This is a genomic window from Bradyrhizobium sp. USDA 4502 (genome assembly GCF_054063355.1).
In genome coordinates this window covers 4,930,212-4,945,773 of record NZ_JBSSGF010000001.1, presented here as the reverse complement: position 1 = coordinate 4,945,773, position 15,562 = coordinate 4,930,212, and the positions used below count along the sequence as shown (strand labels likewise).

Here is a 15,562-nt window from a genome sequence, read left to right as displayed (position 1 = left end):
CGCAATGACCGGTCAAGCCACCGCTGCCGCCGCATTGACACCGGCAATCGCCGACGGTCCTAAAACGATCAAGGTCATCATTTCGGGTGGCTTCGCCGCGGTCTACCGAGACGTGCTGCCTGAATTCGAGCGAAGCACGGGCATCAGGGTGGAGACCGGATCGGGCGCGTCGGAGGGGACGGGTCCGAAGACGATCAGGCACCAGCTTGCGAACGGCACCAAAGTGGACGTGGTTATCCTTTCGCGTGAGGGACTTCGAAGTCTGATCGAAGATGGCCGAATTCGTGTGGGATCGGAAGCCGGACTGGCGACGGCACCTTTGGCCGCGGCGATTCGGGCGGGCTCTTCCAGGCCGGACATCGGCAACGGTGCCGCGCTCAGGCAGGCTTTGATCGACGCCGGCGAGGTGGTGGCGCCGAGCAGCACGAGCGGGCAGTACGTCCGCGACAAGGTTTTCCCCAGGTTGAACTTGCCGGACACGGTTAGGCTCACCCTCGAGGCGCGCGGAACCGAGGCGGCCGAAGCGCTGAGAGCAGGCAAGGCAAATCTGTCGATCGGCCCGACCAGCGAACTGGTTCAGGAGAGCGGCATCGAAGTTGTCGGCCTGCTGCCGCCAGATCTCCAGCTGGTCCAGACCTTCACGGCCGCGATCGTCAGCGACGCGCAAGCGCCGGAAGCAGCCAAGCGCCTGATCGATTTTCTTGTCTCGGACAGCGATATTTTGCTCACGGCCATCAAACGAGCCGGCATGGAACGGCCTCGCGGATAAATTGCCGCGGCCAAGCGCACGCCGGAGCACCGCGCGTCGGCACCGTTCCGCCGAAACTTTGCGCAAGCCTGCGCGGTGCGGACGCAGCCATCGCGCTTGACATCATCGGCCGCTCCCCCTGTGATAGGGCCGCACGACAACAAAAAATGCAGTGCACAATCTCTGGGGAGGGATTCATGCCGGTCAGGAGGGCTGCCCGCTGGCTTGCGGGTCTATCTGTCGCGCTTGCGGCGCTTGGTGTGGCCAATGCAGCGCATGCGCAGGACAAGAAAATCAAGATCGGCGTGATCTTCGATTTGACCGGCCCGCTGGCCGGCGGCGGCTCCGAGCTGCAATACACCGGCGTCAAGATCATGCTCGACCATTACGCCAAGACCGGCGTCGAGGGTTACAAGGTCGAGGCCGTCTATGCCGACGCGCAGAGCAAACCCGACATCGCGATCAACGAGGCCGTCCGCCTGCTCGAGCAGGAAAAGGTCGACATGGTGATGGGCTTCTTCTCCTCGGCGCAATGCGTGCCGGTGTCGGCGCGGGTCGAGCAGATGAAGAAGTTCATGTGGATCACGACCTGCATTTCCTCCGGCGTGTTCGACGGCAAGAACTACAAATACGTGTTCCGTCCGCAGGCCGCCGGCAACCAGTACGGCATGATGACGACCGACTTCATCGCGCAATACTCCATGTCCAAGTTCGGCAAGGAGCCGAAGGATCTCCGCGTCGCCATCATCCATGAGGACGGCGCCTATGGCGTCGACGTCTCCAAGGGCAATGAGGCCGGCGCCAAGAAGGCCGGCTTCAACATCGTGCTCAAGGAGGGTTATTCGGCGACCGCGCCCGATCTGTCGGCGCTGGTGACCAAGCTGAAGCGCGCCAAGCCCGACGTGATCTTCCACACCGGCTACAATCCGGACATTACCCTGCTGTTCCGCCAGGCCCGCGAGCAGGGATTGAAGTTCGGCGCCATTGTCGGCCATGGCGCGGGCTACGGCGTCTACGAAAAGCTGAAGGAAGGGCTCGGCACCGACGCCAACTATCTCTTCAACACCGACCCGATCTCGATCTGGCTTGCCAACCAGAAGAACATGGATCCCAAGCTGCCGCCGGTCATCAAGATGGTCGGCGAGGAGTTTGACCGGCTGAAGCCCGGCGTGCCGATCCGATCCGCCCATGTCGGCATCGGCGCGGCCAACGCCTATGTCTTCCTCGACGACGTCTTGCCGCGCGCGATCAAGAAGTATGGCGGCGTCGATCCGGATGCGCTGCGCAAGGCCGCGCTCGACACCGACATACCCGAGGGCGGCACCATGCTCGGCTATGGCGTGAAGTTCTATGGCGAGGGAGAGCAGTATGCCGGGCAGAACGCGCGCTCGTTCCCGGTGGTGCTGCAATATATCGACGACAAATCCTATGTGGTGTGGCCGAAGAGCCAGATGCAGCGCGAGACCGAGCTGCCGCTGCCGGCCGGCACCACCTACAGCTACAAATAGCTCGCTCGCGAAGGGAACTGCCGTGCTCGCCGTCGAAGGCCTGGTCAAGCGGTTTGGCGGCTTTCGTGCCGTCAACAACGTGTCGTTCCGCGTCGAGCAGGGCGAGATCCTCGGCCTGATCGGCCCGAACGGCTCCGGCAAGAGCACGATCTTCAACATGCTGTCGGGCACCTTGCCGCCGACCTCCGGCTCGATCCTGTTCGACGGCCACGAGATCGCGGGGCTCGCCCCGCACCGGATCATCAACCGTGGCATCGGCCGAACCTTCCAGATCCCGCGGCCGTTCCATCGCCTCAGCATCTTCGAGAACGTCGTGCTCGCCGGCTTCTACGGCCAGGGCCGCCACAGCCGCGGCAAGGCCGAGGAGGCGGCCGAGCGGGCGCTCGCGATGGTCGGGCTGCCGACCGATCGTCACGCCAGCGTCGAGGGCCTGGGCGCCGCCGGGTTGAAGAAGCTCGAGCTCGCCAAGGCGCTCGCCACCGGCCCGAAGCTGTTGCTCGCGGATGAGAGCCTTGGCGGCCTTGACGAGGCCGAGATGGACCAGGCCGCCGACATGCTGCGTCGGATCCGCGACGAGCTCGGCATCACCATCATCTGGGTCGAGCACATCATGGGCGTATTGATGCGCGTGGTCGATCGCGTGATGGTGCTCGATCACGGCGAGAAGATCGCCGAGGGCCTGCCGGCCGATGTCGCCGGCGACGCAAGAGTGATCGAGGTCTATCTCGGCACCGATGCGGATGCGAGCCTCGCAGCCGCGGCCGCAGCCCAGGCGCGGCGCCGGATCGGGGCGTGAGCGCATGCTGGAATTGAAATCGATCGACGCGGGCTATGGCAGCTTCCAGGCGCTGTTCGACGTCAGTCTCGACGTCAAGGCGGGCGAAGCGGTCGGCGTGATCGGCCCGAACGGCGCCGGCAAGACCACCCTGATGCGGGTGATCTCAGGGTTGATCCGCCCGATCAGGGGCACGATCGCGATGGAAGGCGTGAACGTCATCGCGACACCTCCGCATCGCATCGTCAGCCTCGGGATCGCGCATGTGCCGGAAAATCGCCGGTTGTTTCCCCGGCTCACCGTCGCCGACAACCTGAAGATGGGCGCCTACATGCCCGGTGCCCGCGCGCATTACGCCGAGCGGCTCGACTTCGTGTTCGAGCTGTTTCCGCGCATGAAGGAGCGCCAGCACCAGATGGCCGGGACGATGTCGGGCGGCGAGCAGCAGATGTGCGCGATCGGCCGTGCGCTGATGTCGAACCCGAAACTGCTGCTGCTCGACGAGCCGTCGGCTGGCCTCGCGCCGGTCGTGGTGCAGCAGGTGTTCGAGCTCGTCAAGCGCATCCGCTCAAGCGGGCTGACGGTGCTGATCGTCGAGCAGAACGTGCAGCAGGTGCTGCGCGTGGTCGACCGCGCCTATCTGCTGGAAGCCGGCAGCATCCGCGCCGCCGGGTCAGCGGCGGAGCTCGCGGCGAGCGACACCATCAAGCAGGCGTATTTGGGGGTGTGAGGGGGTAATGATCGTGAATCGAGCAAGCGCACTCACATATTTCCCCGTCATCCCCGGACGAACGCGTTTGCGTTCGCTCGGGAGGCGCGCGCTCTTGCGCGCCTCGAAGGATGAATCGGCCACAGACGGGCCGTGCATCCTTCGAGGCTCGCTCCGCTCGCACCTCAGGATGACGGTTGCGCTAGTTCGAGTTCGGCCAGATGACGACGCCTCGGTCTAAGGCGGAGCCACCATGCAATCCTTCCTCGACATCTTCGACATCTACCTGCTGGAGGCCGTCATCAACGGCATCCTGCTCGGTGGCGTGCTGGCGCTGCTTGCGCTCGGGCTCAACCTGATCTTCGGCGTCATCGACGTAACCTGGATCTGCTACGCCGAGCTCGTGATGATCGGCATGTACGGCATGTACTATCTCGTGCAGTATTACGGCCTGCCATACTGGGCGGCGGCGCCGCTGGTGATCCTGCTGGTGGCGCTGCTCGGCGCCGCGCTGCATTTCTTCGTGATCGCCCCGCTCCTGACCGCTCCGCCGATCAACCAGCTGCTCGCCACCGGCGGCGTGCTGTTCATCCTGCAGAGCTTTGCCACCGTCGCCTTCGGCATCGACTTCCGCAATCTCGGCATCCGCCTGCCGGTGCTCGCGCTCGGCGAGATGAATTTCAGCTACGCGCGATTGCTGTCGTTCGCCGCCGCGCTGCTCGGCATGATCGGCGTCTATCTGTTCCTGACCCGCACCTTCAGCGGCACCGCGATCCGCGCCATCGCGCAGGACCGCCAGATCATGCCGCTGATGGGCGTCGATCCCAAGCGCATCTATCTCGTCACCTCGGCGATCGGCGGCGGGCTCGCCGGCCTCGCCGCCTGCCTCCTGGTGCTGCAATATGACGTGCATCCGTTCGTCGGCCTGTCATTCGGGCCGATCACCTTCCTGATCTGCGTGCTCGGCGGGCTCGGCAATTTCATCGGCGGCTTCATCGCCGCCTTCGTGTTCGCCGAGATCATCTCGCTCGGCGGCCTGTTCTCCGATCTCGAATGGGGTTACGTGCTGGCCTTTGCCTTCTTCATCGTCATGATGTTCATCCGGCCCGCGGGCCTCCTGGCGAGGCGCTCGTGAACAGGCAAGCCGCCGGCTGGATCATCGCGCTGATCGCGCTCGTCGCGGTGCCCTTCGTGCATCGCGATCCCTATCATCTGCACGTGCTGGTGCTGATCCTGATCTGGTCGTTCGCCTACACCTCGTGGTCGATCATGGGGCGCTTCGGCCTGGTCTCGCTCGGCCATGGCGGCTTCATGGGCATCGGTGCCTATGTCACCGCGCTGCTGTGGAACCATCTCGGCGTGTTGCCCTGGATCGGCATTCCCCTCAGCATGGTAACCGCCGGCGTGCTCGCGCTCGTCGTCGCCTATCCCTGCTTCCGCTTCCGCATCACCGGGCATTATTTCGTGCTGGTGACGCTGGCGCTGTCGGGCATCGTGCTGCAGGTCATCACCGCGACCCGGGACTATACCGGCGGCTCGCTCGGCTACACCCCGCAGCGCGCCCCGAGCGGCAAGGGGCTGCTCGCGCTGCAATTCGACGAGAAGACCACCTGGTATCTGATCGCGCTCGCGGTCTGGCTCGCCGGCCTCGTGATCTGGCGCGCGATCGATCGCAGCATGATCCGCCATGCCATGGAGGCGATCTCGGAAGACGAGGATGCCGCCGCCGCCGCGGGCGTCAACGTCACCGCCGAGAAGCTCAAGATCACCCTGATCAGCGCGCTGATGACCGCGCTGTCGGGCGCGCTCTACTGCCAGTACCAGATGTTCATCTCGCCCGACACGGTGAGCGGCATCGCGGTCTCCCTGCAGATGGTGTTCGCGGCGATCGTCGGCGGCGTCTATGTCGCGCTGGGACCGACGGTCGGCGCCGTCATCACCATCGTGCTGGCCGAGGTGCTGCGCATCTCTTTCGGCACCAAGGCGGTCGGCTGGGACAATCTGGTCTATGGCGTGCTGCTGGTTCTGTTCATCATCTTCCTGCCCAAGGGCATTCTTGGTAGCGTGATCGACCGGATCAAATCGCCACGCAAGCCGTCGAGAAGCCATGAGCAACAAACCGTCCCCGTCGCTCGCCGATGAACTGAAGCCCTTCGTCGCGCCGTTCCGCTTCGACGGGTCGGGCGAATTTCACCTCAAATCGTATCCGACCGCCGAGAAGGGCGGCATCGACAAGGACGCCGGCGGCAAGATCATCGAGGCCAACCGCAAGCGGCTCAACGGCTTCCAGGAGAAGCTCTACGCCCAGGACCGCTGGTCGCTGCTGCTGATCTTCCAGGGCATGGATGCCGCCGGCAAGGATTCCGCGATCAAGAGCGTGTTCGAGGGCGTCAATCCGCAGGGCTGCGAGGTTTCCTCCTTCAAGCAGCCTTCGACCAGGGAGCTCGACCACGACTTCATGTGGCGCGCCATGATCGCGCTGCCGGAGCGCGGCCGCATCGGCATCTTCAACCGCTCCTATTACGAGGAGTGCCTGGTGGTGCGGGTGCATCCGGAAGTGCTCGACAAGCAGAAGATCCCGAAGAAGCTGGTGACCAAGGACATCTGGCGCGAACGCTTCGAGGACATTGCGTCGATCGAGCGCTATCTGTCGCGCAACGGCACCGTGATCCTGAAATTCTTCCTCAACGTCTCCAAGGAGGAGCAGCGCCAGCGTTTCCTCGACCGGCTCGAGGAGCCGGCCAAGAACTGGAAGTTCTCGATGGCCGACGTCGCCGAGCGCAAGCTGTGGGCCAAATATCAGGCCGCCTATCAGGACATGATCCATCACACCGCAACCAAAGAGGCGCCCTGGCACATCGTGCCGGCCGACCACAAATGGTTCGCCCGCGTCGTGATCGGCTCGACCATCGTCAACGCCCTCGACGGGCTCGACCTGAAATTCCCCGAAGTCGACAAGGCCGACTTGAGCGAATTCAAGCGCGTCCGCGCGGCGCTGGAGGCGGAAGGCAAGGGCGGGGCGGGCGAGAAGACGTCTGCAAAGAAGTAGGCGCCGCGTCCCATGTTTGTCGCATGCGGATATTCCCAGCGCGTACCGGCCGCTCGCAAGGCAATCTTAATGAATTGACGCAACATGGGGGCATGACAACCACAGATTTAGCGACAGGCAGTCACAACGCGAACGATGTCGCACTGACGGGCGTGCTATGGGCGCCTGTCCTGCTGTTCCTGGCTGGTTGCTTTGCTGCCTTCCATTGGTCCGGATTCCGGCACGTCGATGTCAATTGGGCCGGCTATGGCGGGATGGCAGCGATCTTGCTCAGCGCCTACCTCGTGACAAAGGGACTGCGAATCCAATTCGTCCAATTGTTCATAAACTGCTGGTCGCAGAATCTGGTGGTTGCGATCGCCGCGACGATGTTGACCTATGCCGCCGCGACAGTCGGCCGTCCCTTGATCGACGACCAATTGCTGCGTGCTGATCAGCTGATCGGATATGATTGGAGAGCTTATGCGGGGTTCTTCGCGGGCTCGGACACGATGGTCCGCATCGTGAGCGAATTCTATAACTCGATTTTTTATCTACCCAATGTTGTGATCCTGGCGCTGGCCATCAAGAAGGATGTCAAGACGCTTGAGAAATTCATCCTGGCGGCGATCATATCACTGCTGCTGACGATTGGGATTTTTGCCCTGGTTCCGGCCACCACGGCGTGGACCCATCTGCATCTCAGCGATACCGAGATATCCTCGTTCCGGAATTTGCCGCTGTCGTCCGACGGCTGGATCGACGAGCTGATCCGGATTCGCGAAGGAAGCCTCAGAAGCCTGCGCAATTTCCAGGGAAAGGGACTGATCGCGTTTCCTAGCTTCCATTGCGCGGCAGCCCTGATCCTGATCTGGGCAAGCTGGAACATCCGCTGGCTGCGCATCCCGATGACGCTCGTCAATCTGGGCATGATCCTGGCAACGCCGATCGTCGGCGGTCACTACGTCGCGGACCTGATCGGCGGTCTGGTGATCACGATCGTGTCCGTGATCCTCGCTGGTTGGCTTCACACCTGGATGCTGCGGCACGTGGCTGTGGTCCGGCGAGGAGCATGGGCGATGATACCCGCGGTGCAACGAGCTGAGCCCCGGGCGGAAGTCAGGTGAGGGCGATCGCGCCCCCGCCATGCGGCAACGATAGGTCAACCCAACTGACCATCTTTACCCATTGCGGCAGCTTGCCATAATCGTCTAGAACGACGGCGCACAGCGCGTCCCGGCAACCAACCGTCAATGGTTTTGCCCGAGAATTTTGGCGCTCAACAGGGTCTGGCAATGCTGATTCGCGGCCAAATTGATGGGATTTCGGGGGAGGTGGCCCAGGCTACCGCCACGTTCCCTGCCGCAGCGCCCACCCTGCTTATTGGCGGCCTTCTTCTTACCTGCCCCTGAGGGCCGGCTGGGCGTTTGCGCCTGGGCACTCAGGGGTTTGTACGAGATCACCGAACCCTGATATCGCCCAGGTAATTGCTCAAGGAGCAACATGACGGGCGCAAAGCTTAAAGGAATTTCTGACATGGCCACCGCGAACAAGTCCGAGAAGGACCGCGTCATCATTTTCGACACCACCTTGCGCGACGGCGAGCAGTGCCCCGGCGCCACCATGACCTTCGAGGAGAAGCTCGAGGTCGCCGAACTCCTGGACGACATGGGCGTCGACGTCATCGAGGCCGGCTTCCCGATCACCTCGGAAGGCGATTTCCAGGCGGTCAGCGAGATCGCCCGCCGCTCCAAGAACTCGGTCATCGCGGGCCTGTCCCGTGCCCATCCGGCCGACATCGACCGCTGCGCCGAAGCCGTGAAGTTCGCCCGCCGCGGCCGCGTCCACACCGTGATCGCGACCTCGCCGCTGCATATGCGGGTGAAGTTGAACAAGACCCCCGAGGAGGTCATCGAGACCTCGGTCGCGATGGTCGCCCGCGCCCGCAACCAGATCGACGACGTCGAATGGTCGGCCGAGGACGGCACCCGCAGCGAGATGGACTATCTGTGCCGGATCGTCGAAGCGGTGATCAAGGCCGGCGCCACCACGGTGAACATCCCCGACACCGTCGGCTACACGGTGCCGGAGGAATACACCCACTTCATGCGCACGCTGATCGAGCGCGTGCCGAATTCCGACAAGGCGATCTTCTCGGTGCATTGCCACAACGACCTCGGCATGGCGGTCGCGAACTCACTGGCCGGCGTCGTCGGCGGCGCGCGGCAGGTCGAGTGCACCGTCAACGGTATCGGCGAGCGCGCCGGCAATGCCGCGCTGGAAGAGATCGTGATGGCGATCAATGTGCGGAACGACAAGTTTCCGTTCTGGAACAAGATCGACACCACGCAGCTCACCCGCGCCTCGAAGGTGGTGTCCGCGGCCACCTCGTTCCCGGTGCAGTACAACAAGGCAATCGTCGGCCGTAACGCGTTCGCGCATGAGAGCGGCATCCATCAGGACGGCGTGCTGAAGGACGCCTCGACCTACGAGATCATGCGGCCCGAGATGGTCGGCCTGAAGCAGTCCTCGCTGGTGCTCGGCAAGCATTCCGGCCGCCACGCCTTCATCCACAAGCTGGAGGAGATGGGCTACAAGCTCGGCGCCAACCAGCTGGAGGATGCCTTTACGCGGATGAAGGCGCTGGCCGACCGCAAGAAGGACATCTACGACGAGGACATCGAGGCGCTGGTCGACCAGGAGATGGCGGCCGCGCACGACCGCATCAAGCTGACCTCGCTGACCGTGATCGCCGGCACCCATGGCCCGCAGCGCGCGACCATGAAGCTCGACGTCGACGGCCAGATCAAGATCGAGGAGGCCGAGGGCAACGGCCCGGTCGATGCCGTCTTCAACTGCATCAAGCGCCTGGTGCCGCACGAGGCCAAGCTGGAGCTCTATCAGGTGCACGCGGTGACCGAAGGCACCGACGCGCAGGCCGAGGTCTCGGTGCGTCTGGCACATGAAGGTCGCTCGATGACCGCCCGCGCCGCCGATCCGGACACGCTGGTCGCCTCCGCAAAGGCCTATCTCGGCGCGCTGAACAAGATCGTGATGAAGCGCCAGCGCGACGTCCCGGCCAAGGCTGCGGGCTGACGAGCGAGATCGACCGACAAAGTTGAAACGCGGCGCCTCGGTGCCGCGTTTTTCGTTCGGGCGTGCAGATCTAGAGCGAGAGTCCCTCCGTCATTGCGAGCGTAGCGAAGCAATCCATCTCTCCGATTCCTGATACATGGATTGCTTCGTCGCTTCGCGCCTTGCAATGACGGCGGTAGTTGGCCAGATTGGAATAAAATTAGATCATTCCGGTTACCGTTGGAATAATTTACCAATAATCCGTCTCATTCCGCACTGCTTTGGAATCTTCCGCGCCATCTCCAGCGCTACGCTGCGTTCTTTCCTGGGGAACGCCGTCCATGCCGATCTCCTCCATCGTGACAGACCTTCCGCGCGCCGCCACGCCGGCGGAGACCGCGCTGACGCGCCGGGTCGACCTGACAACGCTTCGCCTGTTCGTCGCGGTCTGCGACGAGCAGAACCTCACCCGCGCCGCGCAGCGCGAGGGGATCGCGGCGTCGGCGGTGTCGAAGCGGATGAACGATTTCGAGCTGGCGTTCGGCGTCACGCTGTTCAAGCGGCTCGCCAAGGGCATGGCGCTGACGCCGGCCGGCGAGGCGCTGCTGCACCACGCCCGGGTGACGCTGCTCAATGTCGAGAAGATCGCGGTCGAGCTGTCGGAATATTCGCAAGGCGTCCGCGGCCATGTCCGCATGCTCGCCAACCTCTCGGCGATCGTGCAATACCTGCCCGAGGATCTCTCCGCCTTCTTCGCCGCGCATGAATTGCTCCGCGTCGATCTGCAGGAGCGGCCGAGCGGGCAGGTGGTGCGCGGCATCGAGGAGGGCGCGGCCGAGATCGGCATCTGCTCGGCCGAGGCCGACAGCCGCGCGCTCGAGGCCTTCCATTATCGCTACGACAATCTGGTGGTGGTGATGCGCGCCGACCATCGGCTGGCCGGCCGCGAGACATTGCTGTTCACCGAGACGCTCGATTTCGACCATATCGGCTTGCACACCGCGAGCTCGATCTATCTGCGCTCGCAATATGCGGCGACGCAAGCCGGCAAGGCGATGCGGCTGCGCATCAATGTGCCCGGCTTCGATGCGGTCTGCCGCATGGTGCAGGCCAATATGGGGCTCGGGCTGATCCCCGACCGCGCCTTCGAGGTGGTCGGCGCCGGCATGGGCCTTCGTGCGATCCCGCTGCGCGACGATTGGGGACGGCGCGAGCTGAAGATCGTGGTCCGCGACACCACGCATCTGTCGGCAACCAGCCGTCTGATGCTGGACTATCTGCGGGCGATCGAAACGGATCGGGTCGGCCGGGTTGGCGGACGGGCCAGCTAAGCGATCAACGCGAAGCGTTTGCGCGACGATCATGCTCGAACCATGAGCCAAAGCGCGATGACGATCCGACCCAATCTCATCGCCCTTTGGCGTCTCCCGCATCGGCGGGCGACACGCGAGCCGCGGGATTTCCGGAACGTGAACACGAAGTGCGGCAATCTGTCACACGAGTGTTGCGATCGGCCCCGTATGAGGAAACCCATTCCAATTTTCAAAGAATGGGGGGTCTTCGCATGTTCAAATCAATCGCCAAATCGCAAACAACTCCGGAAACATTTCGCCGCGCGATTGTCCGGCGCCTGATCGCGGGTACGGCGCTCTCACCGGTGCTTTTTGCGGTCCATCCGGCGTTGTCCCAGACCGCGGGCAATCCGCACGAATTGCTGGTCAGCACGGCGGTCTATGCGGGCAACCCATCGACCGTCACCGTAGGCCAGACATTGCCGACCGGCGCGACGGCTGTGGCCGACGGCAGCTATCCGGGGGTCTTCAACAACGTGGCTGTCGATTCGAATTTCGGCGTGACCGCGCCGGTGGTGATCAAGAAATTTCATCTGGAAGGCCGTCGGCTGCGCGAAATCGGCGCGCTGACCGTCCCGGCGGACGTGGCGGTGACGAGCTTCAGCTCCAAGTCTGAACTGTCGCTGCATTTGTCGCCCGACGGCAAGGCCGTGACGTTCATGGGCTACGACGCGGCGGTGAACCAGCTGGACGTTTCTAACTCCAATTCGCCGAACCACGTCGACCCGACCAATCCGGACACCGGTGTGCATGCGCGCGTGGTCGCGGAGCTGGATTTCGACGGCTCGCTGCACCGGACCAAGGTCAATGTCTATAGCGGCGACAATGGCCGCGGCGTGATCCGCGCCAACAAGGTCAATGGCACCCAGGCCGACCAGTATTTCACGGTCGGCAACGCCGGTAACGGCAGCGGCACCCAGCCGGTGCTTGTCGTCAACGACACCGGCGTTCAACTTGCGACGCCCGCTGTCGATGGTTCCGACGCCGTGGTTGGCGTGCAGCAGGGTACGCCCGGCAGCAAGAATGGCTTCCAGTTCGGCTTCTCGGTTGCCCAGCTCGGCTTTGCCGCCGATAAGTCCGGCAAGGACGATAATTTCCGCGGTCTCGCGATCTCCGACAACACGCTTTACGTGACCAAAGGCAGCGGCGGCAACGGCATCAACACCGTCTATCAGGTCGGCCAGCCGGGCGTGCTGCCGACCCGCGAGACCGCCGCCTCGACGGCGTTCAACATTCTTCCGGGTTTCCCGAACAATCCCTCGGCGAACTCGGGCGCGAACGGCTTCTATCCGTTTGGCATCTGGTTCGCCGACGCGACGACGCTTTATGTCGCCCAGGAAGGTGACGGCAATCTCGCCGACGCCGCCACGTCACCGACCGCAGGTCTTCAGAAGTGGGTCTATGTCAACGGCAGCTGGAGCCTTGCCTACACGCTGCAAAAGGGCCTGAACCTCGGCACGCTCTATCATGTCAACGGCTATCCGACTGATCCGGCAACCGGCGGCCTGCGCAACATCACCGGCCGCGTCAACCGCGACGGCACCGCGACGCTTTTCGCGGTGACGTCGACCGTAGGCAACTCGGTCGAGCCCGGCGCCGATCCGAATCAAGTCGTCACCATCACGGACAGGGTCGCGGCGACAACGCTTCCGGCGAACGAAGCCTTTGACGTGGTTGCGCCGCCGGCGTTCGGTATGGTCTATCGTGGCGTGTCGTTCGCTCCCGTCAATTGCGATGGTGATCACGGCCGGATGAAGGATAATGGCCGCGGCCACGACAAGGACTCGCAGGACGACGTCTGCGGCCCGACCCGGATCGCCGCGGGGCACTGATCGCCGCGACCCAGCGGAGCCTGTGCCGGCTGCTTCCGGTCAGGCTTCGGCTGGATCAGGCGAGGCACGATCGGCTGAACCCGATCGCGCTTTCCGTATTGCACCAGCCTCACGATCTCCCTGCAGAATCTTCATGCGGCAGGGGCCTTCCGGTTGCCGCTTCGCGGGTTAGGTAGTGGGGTGCGATTCACTGCAGCGGAGTGCCGGCGCGCATGAATCGTGACGCCATTGGCCGTCCAGTGCATCCATCCGGGACGCTACACAGGGCAGGAGTGCGATGATGGTGGACACGATTTCCAGCGTTCGAATCCCGGACAGCAAGATCGCGCGGGAAGCCGCCGAGCTGGTGCGGCAACATGAGACCGAGATGTTGTTCAATCACTCGGTCCGCGTGTTTGTGTTCGGCGCGCTCAAGGGTGCCAGTCAAAATCTGAAGTTCGACGCTGAACTGCTTTATGTTGCCGCGCTGTTTCATGATCTCGGCCTCGTCGATCATTTTCATACCGACACCAAACGGTTTGAGGTCGACGGCGCCGATGCGGCGCGCAAATTTCTCAGGAGCCACGGCATCGCCGAGCCCAAAGCAGACCTGGTGTGGGAGGCGATCGCATTGCACACCACGCCCGGCATTCCGCAATACATGCGGCCGGAAATCGCGCTCACCAATGCGGGCGTATTGGTCGATGCCGTCGGCGTCGGATACGATGACTATACGGCCGAGCAGCGCGACGGCGTCCTTGCCGCGTTGCCCCGCGGCGATTTCAAGAACGAGTTCATCGAGGTTCAGACCTGCTCGGCCCTGAAGAAGCCGCAGACCACGTTCGGCTCTGTCAATTTCGACTTCGTCGCGGAGCGCGATCCCACATTTCACAGGCCGAACGCCTGCACCCGGATCCGCAGCACGCCGTGGCCGAGCTAAACGGCACGGCGGATATCAGCCGCCGTCGAGCGCGGCGAGGCGGTCGGCTTCCGCGATGTCCTCGACGGTATTGGCATTGAAGAACGGATCCAGCGGCTCGGTCGGCCACTCGACCGTTGCGAGCGGATAGCGCGCGGTCCAGCGGTCGATCTTGCGCACGTCCTCGACGACAAGCGCCTTGCGCAACTCGTTCCGCAGGCGCACGCTCCAGAGGCCGATGACGGGATGCGTCTGCCCGCCGGATGAAGCGACCGCGAGCTCGGCATTCTGCGCTCGACGCGCTTCTTCGAGGCGCGTGACGAGATCGCGCGGCAGAAACGGACAGTCGCCCGCGGCGCTGAGCACCCATTGCGCATCCGGCCGGTTGGCGGCGGTCCAGTCGAGCGCGGCCAGGATGCCGGCGAGGGGACCGGGATAATCGGCGACATCGTCGGCGACGACCGGAAGGCCGAACGTGGCGAAGCGCGCCGGGTCGCCATTGGCGTTGATGATCAGCCCACTGCATTGCGGAGCGAGACGGTCGATCACCCGCTGCAGAATGGTGCGGCCCGCGATCTTGCGCATCGGCTTGTCGCCGCCGCCCATCCGGCGCGCGAGGCCGCCGGCGAGCAGCACGCCCGGGATGCTAGTCCCCGGAATGTCAGTCATTGTCGGTCTCGCCCTTGCGCTTGTGACGCATCGATTCCTCTTCGACATAGTCGAGGTTCTGGTCGTAGACGATCCGCTCCTCACCGGACAGCGCGATGAAGCGCTTGCCGCGGGCGCGCCCGACCAGCGTCAACCCGACCTGCCGCGCCAGATCGACGCCCCACGCCGTGAATCCGGAGCGGGAGACCAGGATCGGGATCCCCATCCGCACCGTCTTGATCACCATCTCCGAGGTCAGCCGGCCGGTGGTGTAGAGAATCTTGTCGGCCGGATCGACATTGTGCCGGTAGATCCAGCCCGCGATCTTGTCGACGGCATTATGCCGGCCGACGTCCTCGGTGTAGCACACCGGCGTCGCCTCCTTGCACAGCACGCAGCCGTGAATGGCGCCGGCCTCCAGATAGAGCGACGGCATCGTGTTGATGGTGTGCGTCATCCGGTAGAGCCAGGAGGTTCGCAATTCGGCTTTCGGCAGCGCCACCTTCTCGACGGCTTCGAGCAGGTCGCCGAACGCCGTGCCCTGGGCGCAGCCCGAGGTCTGCGTGCGCTTCTTCAGCTTGGCCTCGAAATTGGTGTGGTGCGCGGTGCGCACCACGACGACCTCGAGATCGTCGTCATATTCGACCTCGGTGACGACGTCGTCGTATTTGAGCATGTTCTGGTTCAAGAGGTAGCCGAGCGCGAGGTATTCGGGATAGTCGTTGATCGTCATCATCGTGACGATCTCCTGCGCGTTGAGGTACAGCGTCAGCGGCCGCTCGACCGGCACCTTGATCTCGGTCCGTGCGCCGGTCTGATCGACGCCGACCACGCGCTCCGTCAGGCGTGGATCGTCCGGATCAGGAACAATGATGGGAGCGGTGGTCTTCTCGGGCACTGCTTGACGTCCAGATGGGTTCACATGGCATCGCAGCTAGGGATATAAGCACGTTCGGAGACTGACTGGCGACTCTCCGCCGCGTCGCGGG

General features: G+C 63.7%; 14 protein-coding genes. 12 read left to right on the top strand and 2 right to left on the bottom strand.

The features are described 5' to 3' along the window. Window positions 1-4: 4 nt before the first annotated feature. The 12 genes from ACVW1B_RS23080 (at window position 5) to ACVW1B_RS23025 (ending at window position 13,946) form a co-directional block, all read left to right on the top strand. The gene (locus ACVW1B_RS23080) at window positions 5-769 is read left to right on the top strand and encodes a substrate-binding domain-containing protein (protein ID WP_456822288.1); all 765 of its coding nucleotides are present in this window, start codon (window positions 5-7) and stop codon (window positions 767-769) included. A gap of 176 nt (window positions 770-945) precedes the next feature. Continuing rightward, window positions 946-2,256 carry an ABC transporter substrate-binding protein gene (locus ACVW1B_RS23075; protein WP_076824302.1) on the top strand — a complete coding sequence of 437 codons (1,311 nt, stop codon included), beginning with the start codon at window positions 946-948 and terminating at the stop codon, window positions 2,254-2,256. 22 nt (window positions 2,257-2,278) lie between these two features. Next, entirely contained in the window at window positions 2,279-3,052 is a 774-nt protein-coding gene (locus ACVW1B_RS23070; protein WP_050385458.1) for an ABC transporter ATP-binding protein, read from the top strand. Between the two features lie 4 nt (window positions 3,053-3,056). Further along, window positions 3,057-3,761 carry an ABC transporter ATP-binding protein gene (locus ACVW1B_RS23065; RefSeq protein WP_253607624.1) on the top strand — a complete coding sequence of 235 codons (705 nt, stop codon included), beginning with the start codon at window positions 3,057-3,059 and terminating at the stop codon, window positions 3,759-3,761. 232 nt (window positions 3,762-3,993) lie between these two features. Next, window positions 3,994-4,875, top strand: a complete 882-nt coding sequence (locus ACVW1B_RS23060) for a branched-chain amino acid ABC transporter permease (RefSeq protein WP_456792628.1) — start codon at window positions 3,994-3,996, stop codon at window positions 4,873-4,875. Then, complete coding sequence (locus ACVW1B_RS23055) at window positions 4,872-5,882, top strand: branched-chain amino acid ABC transporter permease (protein ID WP_456779607.1); 1,011 nt, start codon at window positions 4,872-4,874, stop codon at window positions 5,880-5,882. The genes ACVW1B_RS23060 and ACVW1B_RS23055 overlap by 4 nt, the downstream gene beginning before the upstream one ends. After that, entirely contained in the window at window positions 5,848-6,789 is a 942-nt protein-coding gene (locus ACVW1B_RS23050; protein ID WP_456792627.1) for a polyphosphate kinase 2 family protein, read from the top strand. The genes ACVW1B_RS23055 and ACVW1B_RS23050 overlap by 35 nt, the downstream gene beginning before the upstream one ends. A 92-nt stretch (window positions 6,790-6,881) precedes the next feature. Next, entirely contained in the window at window positions 6,882-7,895 is a 1,014-nt protein-coding gene (locus ACVW1B_RS23045) for a phosphatase PAP2 family protein (protein WP_456822287.1), read from the top strand. A 409-nt stretch (window positions 7,896-8,304) separates the two neighbouring features. Next, the gene (locus ACVW1B_RS23040) at window positions 8,305-9,864 is read left to right on the top strand and encodes a 2-isopropylmalate synthase (RefSeq protein WP_038383406.1); all 1,560 of its coding nucleotides are present in this window, start codon (window positions 8,305-8,307) and stop codon (window positions 9,862-9,864) included. 320 nt (window positions 9,865-10,184) lie between these two features. After that, window positions 10,185-11,174, top strand: coding sequence for a LysR substrate-binding domain-containing protein (locus ACVW1B_RS23035; RefSeq protein WP_253607628.1), 990 nt, complete (start codon window positions 10,185-10,187; stop codon window positions 11,172-11,174). Window positions 11,175-11,407: 233 nt separating this feature from the next. Then, window positions 11,408-13,027, top strand: a complete 1,620-nt coding sequence (locus tag ACVW1B_RS23030) for a hypothetical protein (protein ID WP_456792625.1) — start codon at window positions 11,408-11,410, stop codon at window positions 13,025-13,027. Between the two features lie 280 nt (window positions 13,028-13,307). Then, entirely contained in the window at window positions 13,308-13,946 is a 639-nt protein-coding gene (locus tag ACVW1B_RS23025; protein ID WP_456792624.1) for an HD domain-containing protein, read from the top strand. Between the two features lie 15 nt (window positions 13,947-13,961). On the opposite strand, the gene mobA is transcribed toward ACVW1B_RS23025, so the two are convergent. Together mobA and ACVW1B_RS23015 are read right to left on the bottom strand one after the other, a co-directional pair. Then, complete coding sequence (gene mobA / locus ACVW1B_RS23020) at window positions 13,962-14,594, bottom strand: molybdenum cofactor guanylyltransferase MobA (RefSeq protein ID WP_456792623.1); 633 nt, start codon at window positions 14,592-14,594, stop codon at window positions 13,962-13,964. Beyond that, the gene (locus tag ACVW1B_RS23015; RefSeq protein ID WP_082653657.1) at window positions 14,587-15,471 is read right to left on the bottom strand and encodes a formate dehydrogenase accessory sulfurtransferase FdhD; all 885 of its coding nucleotides are present in this window, start codon (window positions 15,469-15,471) and stop codon (window positions 14,587-14,589) included. The genes mobA and ACVW1B_RS23015 overlap by 8 nt, the downstream gene beginning before the upstream one ends. Window positions 15,472-15,562: the final 91 nt, after the last annotated feature.